Source organism: Sphingobium sp. Leaf26, assembly GCF_001421665.1.
Classification (GTDB): Bacteria; Pseudomonadota; Alphaproteobacteria; order Sphingomonadales; family Sphingomonadaceae; genus Sphingobium.
On sequence record NZ_LMKV01000012.1, the window covers coordinates 1 to 22,861 of the forward strand.

Sequence of the window (22,861 nt, forward strand, 5' to 3'; positions counted from 1 at the left end):
CGTCACCAACGTCTTCGACAAATTCTACTAGACCATCGCTGCGCGGCCCACGCTTGCCTTTGCGACCGCCCGGTACAAACTCGCGCAGCCGCTCCCACTGATCGTCCCGCAGAACCTCGCCTTCCACACCAGCCTCCAAAAGCCAGTGTTGAATCAGAAATCTGCTAACACGGGAATCCCTAAAATGTCACTACAGCCTAAAGCTGGGCGCGCTTTGGCGGCTTTGCATGTCAACTATGAACAGGTGGAACTTTACCCTGTCACCTTTGCTCGCGGCGACACATCGCTTGTGCCACCCCCCGATCCCAAGAGTTTTTACCGGGTCGAGCAGATGAGGTTTGCGGGCAAGCGACCGAAGCTCGACAAGACCTCGTTGGTCTACAACGCCAATATCACCATAACCGGTATACCGCTCGCCGCATACGAATATGTGGTGAACGGCAAGCCCGCTCTTGAATGGGTTATGGAGCGTCAGTGCGTGAAGACCGACAAGGCCAGCGGCATCGACAACGACGCTAACCGCTATGCCATCGAAACGGTCGGCGACCCGGCCTACCCCATGCGACTGTTCCAGCGAATGATCACGGTGAGCTTGGAGACGATGAAAATCGTCCGGGGCCTTCCGTCGCTCGACATCCAGTCTGCAGGATTGGTCGGACAAAGCATCCCGGCATAAAGTTGTGTACTTCGCGCTGGCGCAGAGACAGCGCAGGAGGTCCAGTCGGTCGGACGCGGTAATTATATAAAGCCAAAACCCCCGCCGGTTTCCCGACAGAGGTCTTGTTACAGAGAAACCTCTGTATCAGTGCTTCAATAAGGAATTTCCCCGGAGGGATGATCCTTCACAGTGAAGCTCTGTTACCGTGGCTTCCCTACCGATTTGCCGCAATCAGATGAACTGGTTGACGCGATGCGGTCAAGCGGTTTCTATCCCGCGCAAGGGGGGGCGTCATGATTATCGAGGATTTGGCTTTTGGCATCGACCTGGGCATCGGCTCTTGTGGCTGGGCGGTGATACGCCAACCAGCATCGATCGAAGAAGCAGGCACAATCGACGGCATTGGAAGCTGGATTTTCGATGTGCCGGAAACCGACAAGGAACGGACGCCAACGAACCAGATACGGCGCGGCAATCGCCTGCTCCGCCGAGTGATCCGCCGTCGCCGCAACCGCATGTCTGAATTGCGCAGCCTGTTCCGGCAATCCGGGTTGCTCTCGATAGATTCCGCCGATGCGCTCAAGCTCAAGGGGCTTGACCCTTGGGAGTTGCGAGCAAGGGGACTGGACAAGCTGCTGACCAACCATGAATTTGCTGTGGCCTTGGGCCATATTGCCAAGCGGCGGGGGTTTAAATCCGCAGCAAAAAGCAAGTCAGCGAATACGGCGGGCGACGACCAGAGAATGCTTAAGGCGCTGGAGGCGACAAGAGAGCGGCTTGGCCGCTATCAGACGGTCGGCCATATGTTCGCACGTGATCCCGACTATGTTGGACGGAAGCGCAACCGCGACGGCATTTATGATCGTACCGCCAGCCGCGACGATCTGATCCATGAGGTCGGCGTCTTGTTTTCTGCACAGCGGCGGCACGGCAATCCTGGCGCTAGCATTGATCTGGAGGAGGCTTATCGCGCCATCGCGTTCCGGCAAATGGCGATGCAGGACAGCGAAAAACTCGTGGGTCATTGTCCCTTTGAAAAGGAAGAAAAGCGGGCGGCGAAACTCGCGCCATCGTTCGAAAAATTCCGCTTGCTGACGCGCCTCATAAATCTGCGCGTGACGACGCCGGATGGCGAGCGCCCACTCAGCCCCGACGAATTGGCGCGGGCCACGTCCGATTTGGGAAAGACCGCGAAGCTAACGGCTAAGCGGGTCCGTGATCTGATTGGCCTGTCGGTCGAGCAACGGTTCACGACCATCAAGCCGGATCAGGAGTCCGGCGACATCGCTTCCAAGACGGGGGAAGCTATGTCAGGCACGGCAACGCTGCGTAAGGCGCTAGGCGACTCTCTGTGGGTCGAAATGGACAGGCAGCCCGAACAACTCGATCAAATCGCCCACATACTAAGCTTCTTTGAGACTAATGATCGGATCGGCGCACAATTGCGCGCCCTAGGTCTCGACAACGCCGTGCTCGATGCGATAATGGCAGCCCTTGACCGAGGCGGTTTCGCCAAGTTCAAGGGCGCTGCGCACATTTCCGCCAAGGCCGTCCGCAGGTGCTGTCAGTCTAATGCGAACTCGTCTCCACCAAATGCATCTCAGGCTAGAAGGGCAGGGGCCTAGCTCGCGATTAGCCGCCACTCTGCCAGAGCGGCAGAGCGTCGTTCCTTGAATGTTTTGCGATCTACGAGATGGCGTTCCAGTGAGAAGTGGTTGTGCAGGTTGGCATGGATGGAGGCGAACTTTTGTAGTGCCTTCATCTGCCTGAAACGGAGCATTGCGCGCTCTCGTCGTCGGAAGGGCAGGTGGCTGTTCTCCACCCTGTTGTTTGCCCAGCGACCAACCGCCTGCTTCTCGCGATTGCCAAGCTCGTTCATCGCCGCGCCGTAGGATCTCAGCCCGTCGGTAGTGATCGCTTCAGGCGAACCGTGCCGCTTGAGCGCCTTCTTCATGAAGACCAAAGCAGCCTTCTTGTCGCGGGTTTTGGTGACGTAGCTCTCGAGGATTTCGCCCTCATGATCAACGGCACGCCAGAGGTAGACCATCTCACCGTTGATCTTGACGTACATCTCATCAAGGTGCCAGCGCCAATGGCGCAAGCCCTTCATGCGGCTGACCCGCTGCCTACGAATGTCGCCGGCAAACAGCGGACCAAATCTGTTCCACCATAGCCGGACGGTTTCATGGCAGATGTCGATACCGCGCTCGAACAGCAGGTCTTCGACATTCCGCAGAGACAAGGGGAAGCGGACGTACATCATCACGACGAGGCGGATCACCTCGGGTGACGAATTAAAATAGCGGAACGGGTTGCCAGCGGGCTTTGTCATGCCCGCTGATATCGCGCCGTCATTTGCTTTGACAGTGCCGAGCCATGACATATCCCTGTCGCCAAATGGGGATTTAGTAAACTGTCACCGTAATTCGTAATTCACCGTAATTCCGTAATTCTAATTCCCGTAATCCTAATCCTAATCCAATCCGTCCACCGTAATCCGTCACCGTAATCCGTCACCGTAATCCGTCACCGTAATCCGTCACCGTAATCCGTGTCACCGTAATCCGTAAACTGTCACCGTAATCAATCCCGTAATCCTAATCCTATCGCTCGATAGGGATTTAGTAACTGTCACCGTAATTTGTAATTTCGTAATTTCACAGAAGTCCTGACCCTAGGCCTTGATCACGGCTTTCCGCCCTCAGAATTTCCAAATAATATAAACGATGGGACTATGCAAAATATGGCATAGATCAATATTTTTAGAACGAAATTGCCGCCATTTTCACCGAAAAACATTAAACCTGCTCCATATGTCGAAAAAAATAGCACGGACATAAGGGAGGCATATCTCAGAATTTTGTAGATCATCTGATCACCATATTTATTTCAAGGCATTTTGACAGGATTTTTTCGCCTTATTTTCGAGAGCCTCGATTTCATTTCTATAATAATATGACAAGCCTATCGCGGCAATTGCCGTGAATACGCCAGCCTTTGCCCTCCCGCCCCACCGAATTGAGCGCTCAAGATTTCCAAGACCGGTGCTACCCTCAGGCATTCGAAATTTATTGACTCGCTGGTTGTATCGAACAGCTATTTCACCCCCAGCGGCGCCCACGATGCCACCGACCGCTATGGCACCGGCTTCTTGCGCCACATCGGAGATTAACTTCTGAGGGTCGCCGAGGGTATCGACAAGTATTCTACAAATGGTCGACGCTGCCTTGTCGCCCATTCCGTTTTGCGGCGACGCTGTGTTCGTTGATTCACCGCCCGTTATCGGCCAGCATGAAGCAGAATATCCATAGCTGACATAGCCCGGCGGACATATCGCCTTATCTGGCCCGAGCGTATATTGCCCATTTCCTTGCGGAACCTTCCTGACACAGCTCCCTTGAGATAAGTATGAGCCTAACCGACACTGGCCCACAACGACGATTGTGTCTCCTTCAAGCCCCGTCGGATCCACCATATTCACCGGATCCCCACCGACATAATTATACCAGTTCATGCCATCGCCATAGCCGATGGGATCGGTTTGCATGAACCGCCCCAGCAGCGGCGAGTAAATCCGCGCCTTGTAGCTGTACATCCCCAGTTCCGGCAGCCAGGCCTGCCCCGTATATTGGAACATGCCCACATTGCCGCTCGCCGGGATGCCATATTCGTCATAGCTGTTGATCTTGACCACCGCGCCGGCAGTGTCCGTCACCGCCACCACCGAGCCGCGCTCGTCGGCGGTGAGAAACTTCTTCACCAGGCTGCCCGAGCTATAGTCATACCACACCAGCGCCTCGTCGCTGCCGGGGCCATAGACATAGCGATGCTGGATCGACATGTTCGCCGGCTTCCATTCGGTCGCGATCTGCGCGCCGTCATAGTCGAACATCCGCGTCCACATCGTCCCGTTGCCGATGAACTTCATCCGTCCGATCGGGTCGGGATAGACCTGCGCGCCACTGTTGGAACTCACCAGCATATTGTTGACATTATAGCCATAGGTGACGCCGGTGCCAGTGGTCGATCCGCTCGTCATATTCCCTTTCGCATCATAGGTCGGGGTGATGGTCGAACCGATCTGCGTATATTGGTTGAGCGCGTTGCTGGTATAGGATCGCCCGGTGTCGACATGGGCGGTCCAGGCATAGAGATTGTTGGATCCCGCCCGCGACATGATCTGCCCCGCCGGGTTGTAGGCAAGATCGATCGCCTGGTCATTGGTGGTGTTGGTTCCAGCCAGGTCGATATTGAAGTCGGACATGTTGGGGCCGGTATAGCCGTAGCTCGTCTTCGCGCCATTGCCCAGCAGCAGCGAAGCACGGCGGCCCAGAGAATCGTAGGCGAAGGTCGCGAGCGTAGTCGAACCATTTTCCTTGATCGTCTTCAACATGCCGGTCGGATCATAGTCATAGGTGACGTAGAAATCGTCGCTCCAGGTCAGCCGCGTGCGCCGACCCGCGCCGTCATAGGCCATGGCAAGCGCATTCGTCTCATCGCCCTGGCTGACCACGCGGCCCAGCGCGTCATAGGCGTAGGTGACCTTGCGACCCAGCGCATCCTGCGCCAGCGTCATGCGGCCCAGATTGTCATAGGTGAAGCTGGCGTCCTGATCATAATAGCCGGTGCCGGGATAATCGACATTGGTCACCCGGCCGAGCGCGTCATAGACATATTGGGTGATGCTGGTTTCCGAGGAACCGCGCACGCTGGTGCTGACGAGGCGCTCCTTCTGGTTGCCGCTCGTCCCATAGACATTGGCGATCTTGTCGCTCGCCGCGCTGGTGCAGGTCGCCGCGTTGAAGCAGGTCCGTAGCAAACGCCCATGCCCGTCATATTGATAGGAAGTCGCGTTGCCCTTGCCGTCGATCGCCTTGATCACCGCATCATTATTATCGCGGTCGTAATGCGCATCGACCCGCTGCGACGATGTGCCATAGCCGCTGATGGTCTCGACCAGATTACTGGCGTCGTCATAGACATATTTCGTGATCCGGTCGCGACCTGTGCTGCCGGTCGCGCTATGGTTGCAGGCCGATACGGGCAAAGCGCCATAAGCCGCAACATTCATCCGTAACGCCACGCAATCCTGGCGGCCGAGCGGATCATAGCTGATCTGCGTACGCGAATAATGGGTGCCTTGATAAAGTACGGTCTGCGTCAGCCGGGCATAATCGTCATAATAGAGAATCTGATGCTGGATGCCGCCAAGGCCGGTGCCGTCATAATTGATGGTGGACTTGCTATACTGGCTGGGCAACCCGTTCGTGCCGTAGATGGTGTAATTCGCGCGCGGCTTGGCCGAACCGGTGCCATCCGGATCAGGAGTCCAGGCCAGGGTGTTCTGACGCGCCTTGTTCCAGCGGAACTGATAGACATTGCCCGCGCCATCGCTGCGGCTCTGGAGGTTGCCGATATCGTCATAGGTCAGCGCGATCGTCTGCGTCTGGTTCGGATCGCTATTGCCCGAGCGGGTCTCGACCTGTTGCAGCATTACGTTGGTTGGTGTGGGTCCCCCAAAATAAGTATATTCTGTCACTGTCTCTTTGGTGGTGCCAATACATGTCGTCGCTGGAACGCCAGTAGCGCTGCCCGATGAACAGGTCGAGAGGGCCAGAGGAAAACGAGTCACGGCATCCGTGACCACCGTCGCACCAGCCTCATTCTTGATCCAGGCTTGGAGATTGACGAACGTGGTGCGCACCTCCGGCCGAGCCGTAGTGGAAGTCGGCGCTGGTGCAGTCATCTTAGCGACCATGCCGGAAGAACCGTCATAGACATAATTAGTGACCTGGAGGGTCTGATCGGTCGTGCTCGTCGGCTTGTTGCACGTCTTCTGGTTGGTACAACTGCTCGGATAGATCGCCGACGAAGCGACATAGGCCGACCCGCCGGCGCCGGTCTTGGGAGTGACCGTTGTTTCGGTCACATTGCCACGTAGGTCATATTTGTAAGCGACCTTATTGCCTTCCGGCATCGTCACCTGCTTCACCAGATCGGTAGGACAGTTGGCATCTGCCGCGAGGCAATAAAGATAGCTGGTCGTGTTGGTATTTTCATCGGTGTTGGACGTCAGCAGCGTGGACGTGCTGTTGAAGGCGATCGAGCGATTTTTGTTGAGTGGATCATTCACTGTCGTGGTGCCGGTGCCATAGCTGTAGGTCCAGGTCTGGCCAGCCTTGGCAACCTTCCACACTTTGGGCGAGCTGGACGAAATATAGGTCACATCGACATTGTTGACGCTCGCGCCGGGCAGCTTGATGCTCGACAGCTTGCTGTTGGTGTAACCGTAGGTCGTCACGCGGCTTTCCGGATCAGTGACGGTGGAAATGAAGCCCCCGCTGTTTACGTAGCTGACATAGGGCCATGCGCCCGTAAGGGTGCAACTGTCCGCAGACCAGCTGCAATATTCCACGGCATTGTTGATGGCTGTCACTCGCGTCGGCATTGCCCATGCAAGGCGGCTGGCAGCGTCGGTCATCGTGTTGGACGCATAGCTCAGTTTGAGCTGATAGCCGGTCGAATTGGCGACGGACGCAAGTCGCGAGATCGTGACTGCTGCACATCCGGAGCATGGCGAGTAGCTGCCGACTTTATAGTCGAACCACAGCATTGTGCCATCAGGATAGGTCACCACCCAGGCCCGGCCCAAATTAGACAGCGAATCGTAAAGCGCCAGGCCATCCGTCGTGAAGCCGATGGTAAGGCCATCTCCAGACGTGAACGTTCCACGATCTGCGGTCAACGTGGAGCCATCCTGATCATCTGGCACGAAGGGAGACGTCGCATTGGCGCGCGTGAAGCTGTAGGATCGCCCCTCAAAAGTGATCGTCGGTGAATTGACGCTGCCGCTGATGACAGGAACGACGGCTTGGCGCCATTGCGACGAAACCCACTGACGAACATATTTCAATCCGTGATTGCCGTCCGGACCGATGGAAATGTCGGTAACCGACGTTACCAGACCACCAGTTGTGAGGTTGACGGATTGGGCATCGATTGCAGCCCGCGTCGGTGGCGGCGGTGCACCGTCCTGAGCCAGAGCAGGCGCGGCTGCCAAAGTGACGATGGCGGCCAGCAGCCCAAGCCATTTCCGGACGGCATGCTTCTGGTTCGACATGACGATCATTGTTCCCCCTCCTGCTGCGTGCCGACGGCAACGACGCGCGGCGCCTCCTTGGGTAGGGTTTGCTCAAGCGCCACATCGGCCAGCAGTTGATTCAGGGAAAATTCCTTGGGGGTTACTGCGCCCCGCTTGGCGGTGCCAGTCTCCTGCACGGCGATGACGCCGGTTTCAGCAAAGCTCGACATATCGATCGTCAAATCGGTCAAGCCGGCACCGGGCGCGCGTCCGGCTTGCCGGGCAAGATCCGGCGTGATGATATCCAGGACCGCATTGCCATCTGCATTCGGGCGGACCAGCAAAACCTGCGTGTCGTCGGCGCGCTGCACGATCGCCACGACAACCCCAGTCTTGGGGTTGGGATGCGCCTCATAGGTGGACGCCACGCCCAACATCACTGCGCTCTTCTCGCAGCTACCAATGAGTGACAGCCCCACCTCATCGCGACTTTCTCGAATTTCACACTGAACAGGCGCAGCAGAAGCCAGCGACGCCTGCGCCGCCAACAGCAAAAATTCGAGCATGTCTTAACCCCCGTGAGACTCGAATCCGATTTTCATCCAATTCGATAGACCGCACGATGGCAGGATGAATTTATTCATGCAATCCATAAAGATAGATTGCGTCGAAGAGTATGTCGTGCGAGCGGTGTCTCTTGTTGATTTCGCTTCGCACATAGATTTTGGCGACTCTCGCACGCCTGCTTGACTCTGCGATGGCTTTCGATGATCCCCGCCATGGAGCGATGCCGGGGCACGCGCTTGTGGGGAAATGGGGGACCGATGAACAGATTCTCGGCCGTTTTGGCAGCAGTTTTTCTTGCGCCGATCGCGGCAACGTCAAGTTCGGCAGAAACCCTCAGCTATTCTTACGATGCATTGGGACGGCTGGTGGGTGTCGTGGCCGACCGGGGGCCAACGGCCACGGCGACGTCGCTCTATCGCTATGATGCCGCCGACAATCGCAACTATGTGGGCGTCGCCAAGGCAGACGGCACGAAAATCCCGATTTTTCGATTTTTCAAGAATCCCAATCGCTTCTACACGACCGACTATATGGAAGGCAGCGAGCTGGGGTTCGATCCCGAGCAATTGGCCTTCTCTCTTTATCCCAGCAGCGGTTCGGGACTGGTAGGCCTGTATCGCTGCTACGCCAGCGCCAATGCGGCCTATTTTATCACTACGGCCAGCAATTGCGAGGGCCAGACCGTGCAAGGGTTGATGGGATATGCCTATACGACGGCCGGCACAGGCCGGCGCGCGCTCTATCGCTTCTACAAGGCCAGCACGGCAGATCACCTGGTCACGGTCAGCTATGACGAGGGCAATAATAACGGCTACACGCTCGTCTCGACCCTTGGCTATGTCATCTAATCCATAGCACCAGAGCCAGTTCTATTATGACAGCCCTGCCTGCTGGAATATTTTGTAAATTGGAATGTGTCGATGTTTCGCCTTATTGACCGGCTGGGCTCATACAAGCGCGCGCTGGTGCTGATGATGTCGGCCATTTCGACTGCGTCTCATGCACAATCCGGCTATGGCGACCCGGCTGGCTCGGGACCGATCGTTGGTGCATTGCAATGGCTTCAGGGCACGCTTCTGGGTACGGTTGCGACCGTTGCCGCCGTTATCGCTGTAGCAGCGGTTGGCTTCATGATGCTGACCGGCCGCATGAACTGGCGCTATGGCGGAGTGGTAATCTTGGGCTGCTTCATCCTGTTTGGCGCTGCCAGCATCGTGGGTGGCATCCAGTCCACTGCCTCTGCCGGTTACTGATCCGTGAGCGTGCTTGATCGTGACACGCTGTTCGTTGCGCTGGCGCGCCCGCAAATGTTTGCGGGCGTGACCTACAGCTTCTTCGTCATCAACGCGATCCTCACGACCGAACTGTTTCTAATCCTCAAGTCCCCATGGGTATTGCTCGCGGCGGTAGTGATCCATGCAGTGGGCTATCTGGCCTGCCTGCGTGAGCCACGCGTCTTCGAGCTATGGCTGGTAAAAGCCGCCCGCTGTCCCCGCATCCCCAACTATCGGCGATGGCATTGCAATTCCTATCATCCCTGAGCGTGACCGAGAAAGCGGCCAGACGCGAACGATCGGTCGGCAGCCGCCTTCCTTACGCCTCGCAGATCGATGACCAGACGCTGCTGACCCGCGATGGCCTGTTGATGCAGGTCATCCATCTGGGCGGCTTCCTGTTCGAGACGGCCGACACCGACGAACTCAACTATCGCAAGGGGTTGCGCGACACGATGCTCCAGGCGGTCGGGTCATCACGCTTCGCCGTCTATCATCATATCATCCGTCGCCGTGTCGATACCGAACTCGACGCCAGCTATCCCGACAGCTTCAGTGCCCGTTTGGATGAGGCATGGCGCGCGCGCCTCGGGTCGCGCCGCCTCTATGTGAATGATCTCTTCGTCACCATCGTGCGGCGTCCGCTGCAAGGACGCGGCGGCATTGCCGATCGCCTGTCCCGCAAACTAACGGGAGCGAGTAGCGCCCAGGCGGATCGCGTGGCTGACCAACGCGAACTGGCCGCCGCGACCGAACAGCTTGTTGCCGCGCTGGCCCATTACAAGCCGCGTATCCTCAGCAGCTATGACACCGACCTGGGCCTCTGTTCGGAACCGCTCGAATTTCTCTCGATGCTGCTTAATGGCGAGGCTCGGCCCGTCCGCCTGCCAGAAGGCGATATCGGCGAGTATCTACCCTATCGCCGTATCAGCTTCGGGCAGGATATGGTCGAACTGGCAAGCGCTGGCACCCTGCCCCGCGAGTTTCAGGCGATCCTCTCGATCAAGGATTATCCGGGACAGACCACGCCGGGCATGCTTGATGACCTGCTCCGCCTGCCGGTGGAAATGGTCGTGAGCCAGAGCTTTGCCTTTGTCGATCGGCAGGCAGGGCTTGGCCGCATGAACCTGGCCTTGCGCCGCATGCGGGCCTCCGATGACGAGGCGCTCAGCCTGCGCGGAGAACTGGGCAGCGCCAAGGACGATCTGGCCGCCGGTCGCGCGGCTTTTGGCGAGCATCATCTCACCATCGCGGTACGTGGCGCGGACGTGGCCCTGGTCGATGCCCAGGTCGCCGAAGTGCAGTCGGCATTGACCGACCTTGGCCTGATCGCCGTGCGCGAGGAGATTGGCCTCGAGGCCGCCTACTGGGCGCAGTTCCCCGGCAACTTTCCCTATATCGCGCGACGCGCGCTGATCTCCTCCCGTAACTTTGCGAGCATGGCCAGCTATCATAATTTCCCCAGCGGCAGGGCCAGCGGCAATCATTGGGGCGATGCCGTCAGCGTCCTGGAATCGACGGCGGCCGGTCCCTATCATTTCAATTTCCACCAGGGCGATCTTGGCAATTTCACCGTCATCGGCCCTTCTGGATCGGGCAAGACCGTGGTGCTCAATTTCCTCCTCGCCCAGGCGCGTAAATTCACGCCACGCATCATCTTTTTCGACAAGGATCGGGGTGCGGAACTCTTCATCCGTGCGATCGGCGGGATATACGACATTTTGCGGCCGGGCATGTCCGCTGCGCTCAATCCGCTCCAGATTGACGATACGGCCGAGAACCGCCGCTTCCTCGCCGATTGGCTTGCGCAACTGGTCGGCCGCCCCGGCGAGGCGCTGACACCGCAGGAACTGCTTCATATTCAGGAAGCCATCGACGCCAGTTTCGCGGTGCCGCGCTCGCACCGTCGCCTGCGCCATGTCGCGCAGCTGTTCCGGGGCAGCGAAAGACCGCATCCCAATGATCTCTGGTCACGTCTGCGTCCCTGGTGGGGCGAAGGCGAACATGCCTGGCTGTTCGATCATGCAGAGGATCGCACCGACATTGCGGCCATGACGGTCGGGTTCGACATGACCCGCATCCTGGACACGCCCATCCTGCGCACGCCGGCCATGATGTATCTCTTCCATCGTGTGGAAGAGCGGCTTGACGGAACGCCGGCGATCATCGTCATCGACGAGGGCTGGAAGGCACTGGACGACGATATCTTCGTCCACAAGATCAAGGATTGGGAGAAGACGATCCGCAAACGCAATGGCATTGTCGGCTTTGCCACGCAAAGCGCCGAGGATGCCCTGTCCAGCAAGATCGCCAGTGCGATCGTCGAACAGGCTGCCACGCAAATCTTCATGGCCAATGCCAAGGCACGGCGGGAAGATTATTGCGATGGCTTCGGTCTGACCGCGCATGAATATGATCTGGTACGCAGCCTTGCCGACAATGCCCATTGCTTCCTCATCAAGCATGGCAATGACAGCGTGGTCGCCCGCCTCGACCTGAGCGGCGAAAGCGAGATACTGACCATTCTCTCGGGCCGGGAACGCACCGTCCGCCTGCTGGACGAGATACGCGCCCAATATGGGGATGATCCCCAGGCCTGGCTGCCGCAACTGCTCAAGGTCGCCTGATGGAAGGCTGCGCACCCTTTGATGCGACCCAGGGCTATGCGATGGCGCTGACCCGCTATGTCGATTGTCAGGCCGGACTGTTGGGCGAAGCTGGCTATGCGGCCTTGTCCGCAAGCAATTCGCCGATCATCATGGCATTGGGCAGCCTGCTCACCATCCTCATTGCCTTTCAGGGCTATCGTCTGCTGCTCGGCGATCAGCTGCAAATCCGAGACGGAATCCTGCTCGCCGCCAAGATCGGCCTTGTGCTCGCCTTTGCCACCCAATGGTCGGCCTATCGATCGGTGGTCTATAATCTGGCAGTCGAAGCGCCGCAGGAGATCGTCGCGCTATTGCCAGGTGCTGGTGGTGGATCAGGTCGCAGTTTCCCCGCCCGTCTCCAGGGCAGCTATCAGACGATTGCGGAACTGACCCGTCCTGCTGCGGTCGCTGCGCCGATAGCGCCACCAGCGCCTGAGACGGGCGCTACAGCCCCGGCCTCGCCACCACCCATGGCATTCTCGCTTGCCGGTAATCCGCTTCTCGCAGGCGCTGGTATCCTGCTACTGATATCGGGTCTTGCCATATTGCTGTCCGTGCGGCTCATCACCGGACTGCTGCTGGCGCTTGGTCCGCTCTTCTTCGCCTGCCTGCTCTTCGATACGACGCGCGGGCTGTTCGAGGGGTGGGTTCGCGCGCTGCTAGGTGCGGCCATAGCCAGCGTGGCTGCCGGTCTGCTGCTTGGCATCGAGTTGTCGATCATCGAACCGCAACTCGCCACATTGATCGGCGCCATGCAGGCCGGCACGCTCCCCGTGCTCGCTCCGGGCGAAATCCTTGCGACCATCATCATCTTTGGCCTGGCTTCCCTGGTTGCTCTGGCCGTCTCGATGAAGATTGGCGCGGGTTTTCGTTTTCTTGAACAGGGCCGGATTCTGGGCTCGCGCCTGTCGGGACGCTGGCGTTCTTCGACCCTGCCGCCGGAAGCGAACAGGGCGAGCATTCAGCCCACCGATGCTCGCGCTGCCGAAGCGGGCCGCTCCCGCGCCGCGATGATGTCGGATGCCATCAATGTGAGCGATCAATGGCGCATGCGTCCTGCGCTGGCGGGGCAAGACGCGCCAGGCGACCGGCGCATGAACCTGCCTGATCGCGCCGATGGTGAGGTCCGGGCGACGCCCTATGGCCAGACCTACAGGCGCACGGGCAACCAGCGTAAAACCAAAAGCATAAGCCAGCGGAATGGCCGGACATGACCGATAAGAACAAAACCTCTACCGAGACGAAGACCGACCGCGAGGCCTATTATGCGCGGGCGACCAGCTGGGCGGAAGATGGTCAGGAGCGGCTGCGTCAGTCGCGTCGCATCGCCTGGCTCGTAGCCGGAATAGCCTGCGGCGTCGCTGCCATCGCGATCGTGGCGATCGCGCTGATGATGCCGCTCAAGACCGTGGTGCCCTACACGCTGCTGGTCGACCGGACGACCGGCTATGTGCAATTGCTCAAGGGCGATGGCCGGCAGTCACTCGCGCCCGACGAGGCTTTGCTCAAGTCCCTCCTCGCCCAATATGTCATTGCGCGCGAAGGCTTCGATATCAGCAGCATCCAGGCGGACTATCGCAAGGTCGGCCTGTGGTCGGCCGAGCGTGCGCGTAGCGACTATATGGCGATGATACCTGCCTCCAATCCGGCAAGCCCGTTCCAGCGCTATCCGCGTACCAGCGTGGTGGCCGTCGATATCAAGAGCGTGTCGCCGCTTGGCCCCGGTACGGCGCAGGTGCGGTTTGAAACCGAGCGCAAGGACCAGGGGCAGACGCAAGGTCCGCGTCAGGCCTGGGTAGCGATCGTCCGCTATCGCTTCATCGATGCGGCCATGTCGATGGAGGATCGCCTCATCAATCCTCTGGGGTTCCAGGTGCTGCGCTATCGTCGCGATCAGGAGGCCATGATCGAGGCGCCGGTGCAGGTCATTCCGGCGCAACAGGTGGCCATGCCTGACGGAAGTACGGCTCCGGTGTCCAGGGCACAGCAGCCATGATCCGCGCGTTCGCATCGGTCTTGTTACTTTTTTCCTGCGCACCATCTGCATGGGGCGAGGTATTGCCCCAGCCTTCCCCCGGCGACCCCCGTATCCAGACGGTCGATTATGACGCCGATCAGGTCGTGCGGCTTCCGCTCCAGATGGGTTTTGCACTCAGCATCGAGTTTGCCGCAGACGAGCGGATCGAGAATGTCGCCATTGGTGAAAGTGCAGGCTGGCAGGTCACACCCAACAAGCGGGCGGACCATCTGTTCATCAAGCCCACAGAGGGCGCGGTCGATACCAATCTCATCGTGCTGACCGATGCACGGCGATACAGCTTCCTGCTCGCCCCAGGGTCAGCCATCGGCATCAGCCCCTATATCGTGCGTTTCCGCTATGCCGGCATCGATATGGCGCAGCCGACGATCGTCAGCGAAAGCCACGCCACCTATCGCGTCAAAGGCGCAAAAGAGCTTATCCCGACCGAAATGTCCGATGATGGCCTGGCGACCATGATCCGCTGGCCAGCCGAGGTCGCCATTCCTGCCGTCTATGCGGTCGATGACCAGGGCGATGAGACCCTCATCAATGGTGCGATGCGGGACGGCGCCTTCGTTGTGGATTCGATCGCGCCGCGTTTTGTGTTCCGCTCGGGCAAGCGCAAGGCGGTGGCTCAGCGCCAGATCGGCAAGGCTCAACCATGAGCGAACAGGATGTCGATCCGAGGAGCGAACTGGACGAGCGTGATGTCGGGCCGATCGTGCGCAAGCCGTCGGCCGGGCTGTCAGGCATAGCGATCGCCGGCATATGTGCTGTTCTGGGTCTATGCCTCTTTCTCATTCTGGATGGCAATAGGCGCAAGAGTGACGAAGCCAATCGCCGGCCCGTGACCGTCGAGGCCGTGCTGGCCTCGCCTCAGCCCCTTGCGCTGCCGCTGGCGCCGCCAGTCTCGATCATAGCCGATGCCCCCGTTGCAGAACCCATGACGGGCGCTGCTCCGCCCATGCAGCAGCCTGTCGATCGGCAGCCATCTGCGCCATCGTCACCCACCTATTCGCAGCCCATGCCGCCGCAGTTGGCGGCTGAGCAGGCTGTGCCGCGCCCAAAGCGTGAAGGGAATGATTCTCCGCTGATCATCGATCTTGCCTCTGGGGATGGCCTTGGCAACGCTGCGTCTGCCGCAGGAGCGGCAGGCGACGATCAAGCCGTGCGCGCCAGCGTCATTCGCAATCGCGCCAATCTCGTGCCGCAAGGGTCGATGATCAATGCAGTGCTGGAGACACCAATTGATAGTCGCCGGCCCGGACTTGTCCGCGCCGTTGTTTCGCGAGACGCGCGTGGCTTCGATGGCACGCGAGTCCTCATTCCGCGCGGCAGTCGCCTGATTGGCGAAGCAGCGGGCGACGCCAAGGCGGGGCAACGGCGCGTTCTCGTCACCTGGACCCGACTGATCCGACCCGATGGTGTCGCGATCCGCATCGGCTCGCCGGCGGCTGACGTGCTGGGCGGCGCTGGCATTCGCGGCAAGGTCAACAATCACTTCATCGAGCGGTTCGGCAATGCGGTGCTGCAATCGGCGCTGACCATTGGGGTCAATATCGCCTCGCGTCCAAGGAGCAACTCGGTGATCGTCGGCCTGCCTGGGCAGATTGGCGCTACGGGTCAGAACCTGCTGCCCAACGTCGATCTGGCGCCCACCATCAAGGTGGCTTCGGGCGCGGAGATTTCGGTGTTCGTCGCCAGGGATCTGGACTTCAGCGGAACCGGGTTGCGCCGATGAGCGATGCCGCTTCATCCGGTGAAGGCAGTGCACCGAATGTACCGCTGTCGGACTTCCCGTTCCTGGACGCCTATCTTGCCCCCATATCCGGCATCCTTGTCCAGCCGGATGTGACCGACATCTATATCAACCATCCCGGAGAAATCTGGATCGAGCGACTGGGGGGCGGCATTGAACGGGAGGAAGTCCCTGCGTTGACCGAAGCTGGACTCTGGCGGCTTGCACGACAGATCGCCAGCCTGTCGCATCAGGGCATCAATCGGGAGCATCCCTTGCTGTCTGCGCGGCTGCCTGACGGATCGCGGGTCCAGATCGTTGCGCCGCCAGCGACGCGCGGGCCGCTCGCCATGGCGATTCGTCGCCATGTGTCGGCCAGCCTCACGCTGGAGGATTATGCCAGGAGCGGTGCGTTCGACGAACCGGAGCCTGAAACGGCGGAGCTGCCAACTATCGGTCGTGACGATCGGGTATCGATGTTGGCGGACGCCGTGCGGCAGCGGAAGACCATCCTTATCTCAGGCGGCACGTCTACGGGCAAGACCACCTTCCTCAATGCTCTGATACGCGAGATACCCCGCGAAGAGCGACTGATCCTGATTGAGGACACGCCGGAATTACAGGTGGATCATCCCAACGCAGTCGGGCTGGTAGCGGTTAAAGGAGAGCTGGGAGAAGCTAAGGTCAACGCTGACGATCTGCTCCAGGCGTCGCTGCGTATGCGGCCCGATCGTATCATCCTGGGCGAGCTTAGGGGCAATGAGGCCTACACCTTCCTGCGTGCTATCAACACCGGACATCCTGGTTCCATGACCACCATCCATGCCGACAGTCCGGTCAAGGCGATCGAGCAACTGGCGCTGATCATTCTACAGTCGGGCACTCGGCTTACGCGGGACGACATCGCCCATTACATTCGGGGCACAGTGGATCTGTTCGTCCAGTTGGAACGGCGCGGCGGCAAAAGGTTCATCCGCACGATCGCCGACAAGGACGCGCTGTAGGCGCTACCAACCGGGCGGTAGCGCCGCACCGGCATAGGGATCATATTGCTCTGGCGCGCGAGGCGGCGGAGGCGCAACTTCTGTCTCTGCGGTCTGACGGGACATGGCTGGCGCGCTCGCATTCACCGACACAGGCAGTCCCGATGTGATCACTGGCGCGCCGAAGATCAGGAAGCAACCGACAATCGTCCGCGCGCCGCGTCGCCAATCCATCCGCCCTTCAAGCAGCATGAAGCCGACAATGGCGACAGCCAGCGTGGCCGCGATAGTCGCTAGCGAACCGAGCATCATGCGCTCGATCCACTGCACTGCCGTAACCAGGCCGTTTGATGGCATATGTCCGCCTATGTCATGGCGCCGTGCGGCTGCACCCAACGGTTAGGACACAACCCAACATATGGCAAATTCACACCTCCACCATATGTCGCGACAGGTCATCAATGTCCAGATCTGCCCGCAGATGACGGTCGCTGATGTCTGATCGCTGGGGGTAACGTGAACTATCCGTTCGAAGACAAGCCGCCCGAACAGAAGGCTGCCGATACTCCCCAACGGCATTGGCCGCGTTCTCGATAGCGCGAGCGATACCGCTGATAATTTTCTGTATGAGGCCTTTATCGGGGGTGAGCGTCGATCACGCCATTGCATGCTGTCACGACACTTATCTTTGTCCACCCCGACAAAGAGCTCGACTTCGCCCCGCACCAGAGCGACAGCGGTTGCACGCAATCGCGCTGCGGATGGAACCGGCGCGCTGCCCCGCCACGCTGCTGGCCGGGGCTCTGGGTGGTGGGAGCGGCGCAGTGCCGCTCCTTGCCAAGGAGACGATCCATGCCCCGCAAGCCCCAACTTACCGACCTGCAGCTCATTCTTCTCTCGACCGCATGTGCGCGGGAGGACGGGCATCTGTACCCCCTGAAAGCCAGCATCGCCAGCAAGGGCGAGGACATCACCGCCGCGATCAGCGCGCTGTTGAAGCGCAGGCTGGTTGAGCGCGTCCAAGTCAGTGATACCGCGAAGGCGTGGATGCAGCAGGGCAATAGCCAGTGCGGCCTGGTGTTGACGGACAAGGGTCGCGGTCTGATCGATGGACATGGGGAGAGCGACGACCAGGTCGCGATACCCGCGCCATCCGTTCCACGCACCGGTTCGAAAAGCGAGATGGTGCTGACCCTGCTTGGCCGGGAGGACGGCGCGGCGCCCGCCGAGCTGATCGATGCTACCGGCTGGCTGCCCCATACGATGCGGGCAGCACTGACGGGTCTGCGCAAGAAGGGGCACGCCATAGAGCGCGGCCGCCGCGGCGACCTGAACGTCTATCGCCTGATCACCGGCGCTTGATCCATGAGCGCGAGCGCGATGAACGAAAGGATCGATACGGAACTGGCGGAGCTGGAGACGCTCTCCTCCCGCCTGCTTCGCGATCGATGGACCGCCATGGCGCTGGGGCCGATGCCACGGATCAGTCCTGCCATGCTCCGCCTCGCCCTTGCCTGGGAAATCCAGGCAAGGGCGCTGGGAGGCCACAGCCGCGCGACAAGTCAGATGCTGACCCAGCGCATGGCGGCCAAGACCAGCACGACCCTCGCCCTGCCAGGCATGCGGCTGGTGCGGGAATGGAATGGCGTCGCCCATATCGTGACGGTGGGCGAAGATAAGATCATTCGCTGGAACCAGCGGGAATGGCGCTCCCTGTCAGAGGTCGCCCGCGCCATCACCGGCACGCGCTGGTCGGGCCCGGCCTTCTTCGGGCTCAAGAAAAGGCTGGCGGCATGAAAATGGTCCGCTGCGCCATCTATACCCGCAAGTCGAGCGAGGAGGGGCTGTCCCAGGACTTCAACTCGCTCGATGCCCAGCGTGAGGCCTGTTCCGCCTATATCCTCTCCCAGGCCAGCGAAGGCTGGAACGAGGTCGGGGATCGCTATGATGATGGCGGCCTGTCCGGCGGGACCTTGGAACGTCCCGCGTTGCGGCGCTTGTTGAGCGATGTCGCTGAAGGCAGGATCGACATCATCGTCGTCTACAAGGTCGATCGGCTTACGCGGTCGCTGTTGGATTTCGCCAAGCTGGTGGAGGCGTTCGACAAGACCGGGACCAGCTTCGTCTCCATCACCCAGTCTTTCAACACTACGACCAGCATGGGGCGGCTGACTCTCAACATGCTCCTCTCATTCGCCCAGTTCGAACGAGAGGTCACTGCCGAACGGATCCGCGACAAAATCGCCGCCTCCAAGGCGCGAGGCATGTGGATGGGTGGCATTCCCCCGCTAGGCTATAAGCCCGACGGCCGCAGCCTCGCCGTTGTCGAAGAGCATGCCGATATCGTACGCACTGTCTTCGAGCGCTATCACGCCATCGGCAACGTCCGGTTGCTGGGCCACCAACTCAAAGCCGACGGCGTCCTGTCACCCGTACGCACCACCGCGACCGGTAAGACCATCGGGGGAGGGGCATTTACCCGCGGTCAGCTCTATCTCATGCTCAAATGCCGCACCTATCTGGGGGAGGTGCAGCATAAGGATAATGTCTATCCCGGGTTGCATTTACCCATCATCAGCCAGCCCTTATGGGATAAGGTGCAGGCCCGGCTCGCTGCCAATCTGCAAGGCCATCGCAACGGCATCAGGATGAAGGCGCCCAGCCTGCTTGCAGGCCGGATCGTCGATGAGAAGGGCAACGCCCTGATCGCATCCCATGCAGCCAAGGCCGCAGCAGGGTCAGCCGAGGCGAAGATCCGCTATCGCTACTATATCAGCGATCCACGCCACAGCTGCAGCAGCGATAGCGGCATGCGCATTCCCGCCGTCGAGATCGAGGCAGCAGTGACTGAACGGATCGCCCAGGCTTTTGACGACCCGCTGACATTGCTGGAACAGGCTAAGCTGCCGCTTGAGCCCGCTATACTGGCGCATATTGAACAGCGATCCACCGAACTGGCGGCACGCATCCGGCTCAGAGACCATGAACTGGTCCGGGAGATCGTCATCAGCACGCTGGTTGAGAAGGGGAGGGTAACAATCCTCTGTTCGCTCATCCAGATAGCGGCGTTGCTCGACATCGACGCAGACCTCGACGCCGCAGCCGAACTGAGGCTCACTTCCGCCATCCGCCTGACCCGGTCGGGCCGGGCGATGCGGCTGATCCAGAGCAATGGCCAGCATGCCTCTCGCCGGGTCGATCCGGCGCTGACGAANACTTCCGCCATCCGCCTGACCCGGTCGGGCCGGGCGATGCGGCTGATCCAGAGCAATGGCCAGCATGCCTCTCGCCGGGTCGATCCGGCGCTGACGAAGCTTATCGTCCATGCGCATCGCTGGTGGGCGGAGATCAGGCAGGGCGAGATCAACATCACCCGCCTGTGCGAGCGCGAGCAGGTGTCCGACGCCTGGGTCAGCCGTGTGCTACGGCTTGCCTTCCTTTCGCCCAAGGTGACCGACGCCATCCTGCGCGGCGAGCAGCCGGCCGGTCTGAGCAGCGCGGCATTGCTGGCCACAGGAGCTGTCGCGCCTGGTTGGCGGGACCAGGAGAGGGGACTGCTGTGCGGGGGGTAATGCCCATGACGGGCCGCATGGCCGATTGCGCTAACAACCCGCCATTGAAAGCGCGTGCGTCAGCGCTATATCAGCTCCTGTCACTCTTCCCCCTTTGGAGTGACAAACCTCCCTGAACTTCGGCCCCGTCGTAGAGCTCGCTCCGGCGGGGCTTTTTTTATGGGCACGTCGGCTGTCGAAAGCACGGAGCCGGCCGACTGTGGAAGGCGAAGGCGAAGGTTGCTGATCGCCAACGGAGAACTCACAGGCAGGTCGCGACCAACATACGTCACTCAGGCGCAAGCACTTAAATGTCCGCTTACGCCGAAACCCGTCTATAGCTTAGCCCTCAATCTCTGGGTCCGAGACGTCCTCATGTGTGCCGCGTCAAGGGATGAAAGGCGTACCGTGAGTTGCGGATCGTTCATGAGCCGAAAATAGGTATACTGACCACGGAAACCCCGGAGCGAGCGCGCGCTTGACATCGAAGGAACGATGGTTCACTTTTTGTTCACCGCCTGACATCAAGATGGCAGGGATACCATGAGCCGGAAATCGCCCAACCTGACCTTGAGTCTGCCGAAATGTCGCCATTGCGGTCGGCATTGGCGTCCCGTGCGGGGCGTCGTGGCTGCCGCGGCCTTCTGCTCGAAGTGCTCGGCCGAGCGCACGGCGACAGCAAGCGCCAGGTTAGGTCTCAAGAAGATCACGGGTTCCGATCTTACCGGCAGCTATCTCCTTCCAAGGGGATTGAGGCCGCGCTAGGCGAAGAAGGCCTCTAGCCCCTTCAGCGCCACGCTGCGACTCACGATGCCGGGCGATCCCGCCAGGCGCTTGTCCTGTCCCTTGCCGACCGGCTCACTCCGGGCTTCCCATTCATGACGCCGCGGCGAATGGCGCTTCCACTCTACGATTTGGCGGCGAGCACCTTTGACCTGTTCCCAGCGCACCAGCTCCGGCGTGACGCTGGATTCCCATATCGGCGTGGTCGGCAGGTTCGCCAGGGCCTTGAGCGCCTGCGACGCGCTCTGGCACCGAACCGCATCGTCGTCATTCAGCATCTTGCGGATGGCGGTGCGCCACGGCTTCGTGACGTGTGGTAGCCAAGTTAGCGTCCCGGCGAATCCGCCGTGTCTTACGATTTCTTGGGGATCGGGCGCGTCGTCGTACCAGATCTTACCGTGAAGCAGGCGATAGAGCGTCATTCCCACCGCCCAGATGTCCGACTTCGCGCTGGTACCCTTACCGTTCCAGACCTCGTAGGCGATGTGATCGCTGTACCCGGCCTGCGAAGCGTATCCCAGGACGAGTTCGTCGGTGACGAGCCCGAAGTCACTTATCTGCGCCTCTGCCTTGCCGTTGAGCAGGATGTTCGCGGGTTTGATGTCACGATGGACCATGCCGCGCGAATGCATGGCGCCCAAGCCCATAAGGGTCTCTGTGCCGACCTTGCGCACGGCGGAGAGTGTCATCGGGCCGCGGTCGAATGCTGACTGTAGAGAGCCGCCAGGACAGAAGGCCATGCAGATCATGACGCTGTCGCCATCCGGTGCCTCCACGACGTGATGGACCTGGACGACGTTACGGTGGCTTGCCTTGGCCAGGCTCTTCGCCTCGGCCAGATAGCCCGCCTTGTACTCTGGCCATATCGCGTCGTCGTGGAACACCTCGCGCTTCAGTACCTTCACTGCCACCTGGCCGTGCGCCGGGTCCTCACCTTGAAAGACCTCGCCGAAGTGGCCATTGCCGAGCCGAGCGCCCAGCTTCAGGTCGGAGACGAAGCCCGCCATCAGTCGTTCCGCGCCGCGACGATGAGCATCGTCGTCTCCCGGCTCAGCTTGCGAAGCGTACCTCCGGTGGTCTTGTCAGCCCAGAACGCGTCGTCACCGACATAGTCGTCGACGTTGCGATCGCCGTAAGTCCTGCTGATCACCGCCTTCGACAGGGCCTTCACGGGGCACTGCGATGCGGCGGCCGCAATGACGACGCCCCGCACCTCGGCACTGAGGAGGAGGCCGAGCGTCGCCGAGCCCTTGCCGGCTACGGCGCTCGCCTTCACGACCACCGCATCGATCCCGTTCTCCTTGATATGGTCGGCGCACTGCTGATGCAGGACGTTATATGCCGCCGAGCGGTCGCCTTTCTGGACCTTCCAGGTATCGTCCATCCTGACGACGATCGGACCGTCATCGTCCGGGATCTCGGCATCGACGACGATCACAGAATCCTTCGAGGCGCTCAGCCCCAGCCACCGGCTTGTCATTCAAGTCCCCCCTAGTTCGAACGGAATGAGTACAGGAGGACCCCATCAAAGGAAATCGGGATCGCGATAGAATCCGCG

General features: G+C 60.1%; 20 protein-coding genes. 14 read left to right on the forward strand and 6 right to left on the reverse strand.

Annotated elements, in window-relative coordinates:
* The first annotated feature begins 184 nt into the window (after window positions 1–184).
* Window positions 185–676 carry a type ISP restriction/modification enzyme gene (locus ASE85_RS09000; RefSeq protein WP_056686896.1) on the forward strand — a complete coding sequence of 164 codons (492 nt, stop codon included), beginning with the start codon at window positions 185–187 and terminating at the stop codon, window positions 674–676.
* Between the two features lie 275 nt (window positions 677–951).
* Entirely contained in the window at window positions 952–2,283 is a 1,332-nt protein-coding gene (gene cas9, locus ASE85_RS09005) for a type II CRISPR RNA-guided endonuclease Cas9 (RefSeq protein WP_056686898.1), read from the forward strand.
* Here cas9 and ASE85_RS09010 read toward each other — a convergent pair.
* The 3 genes from ASE85_RS09010 to ASE85_RS09020 all read right to left on the reverse strand — a co-directional run bounded on the left by ASE85_RS09010 (window position 2,280) and on the right by ASE85_RS09020 (window position 8,305).
* The gene (locus ASE85_RS09010) at window positions 2,280–2,990 is read right to left on the reverse strand and encodes an IS6 family transposase (RefSeq protein ID WP_056688561.1); all 711 of its coding nucleotides are present in this window, start codon (window positions 2,988–2,990) and stop codon (window positions 2,280–2,282) included. The two genes, cas9 and ASE85_RS09010, sit on opposite strands and share 4 nt — an antisense overlap.
* Window positions 2,991–3,542: 552 nt before the next feature.
* Window positions 3,543–7,787 (reverse strand): RHS repeat domain-containing protein, encoded by a 4,245-nt coding sequence (locus tag ASE85_RS09015; RefSeq protein WP_056686900.1) that lies wholly within the window; start codon window positions 7,785–7,787, stop codon window positions 3,543–3,545.
* Window positions 7,784–8,305: a hypothetical protein gene (locus tag ASE85_RS09020; protein WP_156358266.1), complete on the reverse strand. Its 522-nt coding sequence runs from the start codon at window positions 8,303–8,305 to the stop codon at window positions 7,784–7,786. Before ASE85_RS09020 ends, ASE85_RS09015 begins: the two co-directional genes overlap by 4 nt.
* 258 nt (window positions 8,306–8,563) lie before the next feature.
* Here ASE85_RS09020 and ASE85_RS09025 point away from each other — a divergent pair, with 258 nt between their 5' ends.
* From ASE85_RS09025 to virB11, 9 genes are all read left to right on the forward strand, one after another.
* The gene (locus tag ASE85_RS09025; protein ID WP_156358267.1) at window positions 8,564–9,154 is read left to right on the forward strand and encodes a hypothetical protein; all 591 of its coding nucleotides are present in this window, start codon (window positions 8,564–8,566) and stop codon (window positions 9,152–9,154) included.
* Window positions 9,155–9,277: 123 nt separating this feature from the next.
* Complete coding sequence (locus ASE85_RS09030; protein ID WP_056688564.1) at window positions 9,278–9,559, forward strand: TrbC/VirB2 family protein; 282 nt, start codon at window positions 9,278–9,280, stop codon at window positions 9,557–9,559.
* Window positions 9,560–9,562: 3 nt separating this feature from the next.
* On the forward strand, window positions 9,563–9,847 hold the full coding sequence (locus ASE85_RS09035; protein WP_056686908.1) for a type IV secretion system protein VirB3: 285 nt from the start codon (window positions 9,563–9,565) through the stop codon (window positions 9,845–9,847).
* Entirely contained in the window at window positions 9,820–12,207 is a 2,388-nt protein-coding gene (locus tag ASE85_RS09040) for a VirB4 family type IV secretion/conjugal transfer ATPase (RefSeq protein WP_156358268.1), read from the forward strand. Before ASE85_RS09035 ends, ASE85_RS09040 begins: the two co-directional genes overlap by 28 nt.
* A complete protein-coding gene (locus tag ASE85_RS09045; protein ID WP_056686913.1) occupies window positions 12,207–13,442 on the forward strand; it encodes a type IV secretion system protein in 1,236 nt (411 codons plus the stop codon). Before ASE85_RS09040 ends, ASE85_RS09045 begins: the two co-directional genes overlap by 1 nt.
* Window positions 13,439–14,224 carry a virB8 family protein gene (locus tag ASE85_RS09050; protein WP_056686915.1) on the forward strand — a complete coding sequence of 262 codons (786 nt, stop codon included), beginning with the start codon at window positions 13,439–13,441 and terminating at the stop codon, window positions 14,222–14,224. Before ASE85_RS09045 ends, ASE85_RS09050 begins: the two co-directional genes overlap by 4 nt.
* A 62-nt stretch (window positions 14,225–14,286) precedes the next feature.
* On the forward strand, window positions 14,287–14,913 hold the full coding sequence (locus tag ASE85_RS09055; protein ID WP_056686920.1) for a TrbG/VirB9 family P-type conjugative transfer protein: 627 nt from the start codon (window positions 14,287–14,289) through the stop codon (window positions 14,911–14,913).
* Window positions 14,910–15,989 (forward strand): TrbI/VirB10 family protein, encoded by a 1,080-nt coding sequence (locus tag ASE85_RS23860; RefSeq protein ID WP_235523447.1) that lies wholly within the window; start codon window positions 14,910–14,912, stop codon window positions 15,987–15,989. The genes ASE85_RS09055 and ASE85_RS23860 overlap by 4 nt, the downstream gene beginning before the upstream one ends.
* A complete protein-coding gene (virB11, locus tag ASE85_RS09065; protein WP_082462737.1) occupies window positions 15,986–16,990 on the forward strand; it encodes a P-type DNA transfer ATPase VirB11 in 1,005 nt (334 codons plus the stop codon). Before ASE85_RS23860 ends, virB11 begins: the two co-directional genes overlap by 4 nt.
* Before the next feature lie 3 nt (window positions 16,991–16,993).
* Here virB11 and ASE85_RS09070 read toward each other — a convergent pair whose 3' ends face one another.
* The gene (locus ASE85_RS09070; RefSeq protein ID WP_082462738.1) at window positions 16,994–17,326 is read right to left on the reverse strand and encodes a TrbC/VirB2 family protein; all 333 of its coding nucleotides are present in this window, start codon (window positions 17,324–17,326) and stop codon (window positions 16,994–16,996) included.
* A gap of 495 nt (window positions 17,327–17,821) precedes the next feature.
* On the opposite strand from ASE85_RS09070, the gene ASE85_RS23865 reads away from it, so the two are divergent.
* From ASE85_RS23865 to ASE85_RS09085, 3 genes are all read left to right on the forward strand, one after another.
* Window positions 17,822–18,331, forward strand: a complete 510-nt coding sequence (locus ASE85_RS23865) for a DUF3489 domain-containing protein (protein WP_056686926.1) — start codon at window positions 17,822–17,824, stop codon at window positions 18,329–18,331.
* An 18-nt stretch (window positions 18,332–18,349) separates the two neighbouring features.
* Window positions 18,350–18,766, forward strand: coding sequence for a DUF2924 domain-containing protein (locus ASE85_RS09080; RefSeq protein ID WP_056688577.1), 417 nt, complete (start codon window positions 18,350–18,352; stop codon window positions 18,764–18,766).
* 2 nt (window positions 18,767–18,768) lie between these two features.
* Window positions 18,769–20,183 (forward strand): recombinase family protein (locus ASE85_RS09085; protein WP_235523513.1); only part of this gene is annotated, 1,415 nt, incomplete at its 3' end.
* Between the two features lie 1,098 nt (window positions 20,184–21,281).
* Here ASE85_RS09085 and ASE85_RS09090 read toward each other — a convergent pair.
* Together ASE85_RS09090 and ASE85_RS09095 are read right to left on the reverse strand one after the other, a co-directional pair.
* Window positions 21,282–22,310, reverse strand: a complete 1,029-nt coding sequence (locus ASE85_RS09090; protein WP_056686934.1) for a serine/threonine-protein kinase — start codon at window positions 22,308–22,310, stop codon at window positions 21,282–21,284.
* The gene (locus tag ASE85_RS09095; RefSeq protein WP_056686937.1) at window positions 22,310–22,783 is read right to left on the reverse strand and encodes a hypothetical protein; all 474 of its coding nucleotides are present in this window, start codon (window positions 22,781–22,783) and stop codon (window positions 22,310–22,312) included. Before ASE85_RS09095 ends, ASE85_RS09090 begins: the two co-directional genes overlap by 1 nt.
* Window positions 22,784–22,861 lie beyond the last annotated feature (78 nt).

Coding starts and splice junctions, on each gene's coding strand:
- ASE85_RS09000 (WP_056686896.1), top strand. CDS start 185: ATGTCACTACAGCCTAAAGCTGGGCGCGCTTTGGCGGCTTTGCATGTC.
- cas9 (WP_056686898.1), top strand. CDS start 952: ATGATTATCGAGGATTTGGCTTTTGGCATCGACCTGGGCATCGGCTCT.
- ASE85_RS09010 (WP_056688561.1), bottom strand. CDS start 2,990: ATGACAAAGCCCGCTGGCAACCCGTTCCGCTATTTTAATTCGTCACCC.
- ASE85_RS09015 (WP_056686900.1), bottom strand. CDS start 7,787: ATGATCGTCATGTCGAACCAGAAGCATGCCGTCCGGAAATGGCTTGGG.
- ASE85_RS09020 (WP_156358266.1), bottom strand. CDS start 8,305: ATGCTCGAATTTTTGCTGTTGGCGGCGCAGGCGTCGCTGGCTTCTGCT.
- ASE85_RS09025 (WP_156358267.1), top strand. CDS start 8,564: ATGAACAGATTCTCGGCCGTTTTGGCAGCAGTTTTTCTTGCGCCGATC.
- ASE85_RS09030 (WP_056688564.1), top strand. CDS start 9,278: ATGATGTCGGCCATTTCGACTGCGTCTCATGCACAATCCGGCTATGGC.
- ASE85_RS09040 (WP_156358268.1), top strand. CDS start 9,820: ATGGCATTGCAATTCCTATCATCCCTGAGCGTGACCGAGAAAGCGGCC.
- ASE85_RS09045 (WP_056686913.1), top strand. CDS start 12,207: ATGGAAGGCTGCGCACCCTTTGATGCGACCCAGGGCTATGCGATGGCG.
- ASE85_RS09050 (WP_056686915.1), top strand. CDS start 13,439: ATGACCGATAAGAACAAAACCTCTACCGAGACGAAGACCGACCGCGAG.
- ASE85_RS23860 (WP_235523447.1), top strand. CDS start 14,910: ATGAGCGAACAGGATGTCGATCCGAGGAGCGAACTGGACGAGCGTGAT.
- virB11 (WP_082462737.1), top strand. CDS start 15,986: ATGAGCGATGCCGCTTCATCCGGTGAAGGCAGTGCACCGAATGTACCG.
- ASE85_RS09070 (WP_082462738.1), bottom strand. CDS start 17,326: ATGCCATCAAACGGCCTGGTTACGGCAGTGCAGTGGATCGAGCGCATG.
- ASE85_RS23865 (WP_056686926.1), top strand. CDS start 17,822: ATGCCCCGCAAGCCCCAACTTACCGACCTGCAGCTCATTCTTCTCTCG.
- ASE85_RS09080 (WP_056688577.1), top strand. CDS start 18,350: ATGAACGAAAGGATCGATACGGAACTGGCGGAGCTGGAGACGCTCTCC.
- ASE85_RS09090 (WP_056686934.1), bottom strand. CDS start 22,310: ATGGCGGGCTTCGTCTCCGACCTGAAGCTGGGCGCTCGGCTCGGCAAT.
- ASE85_RS09095 (WP_056686937.1), bottom strand. CDS start 22,783: ATGACAAGCCGGTGGCTGGGGCTGAGCGCCTCGAAGGATTCTGTGATC.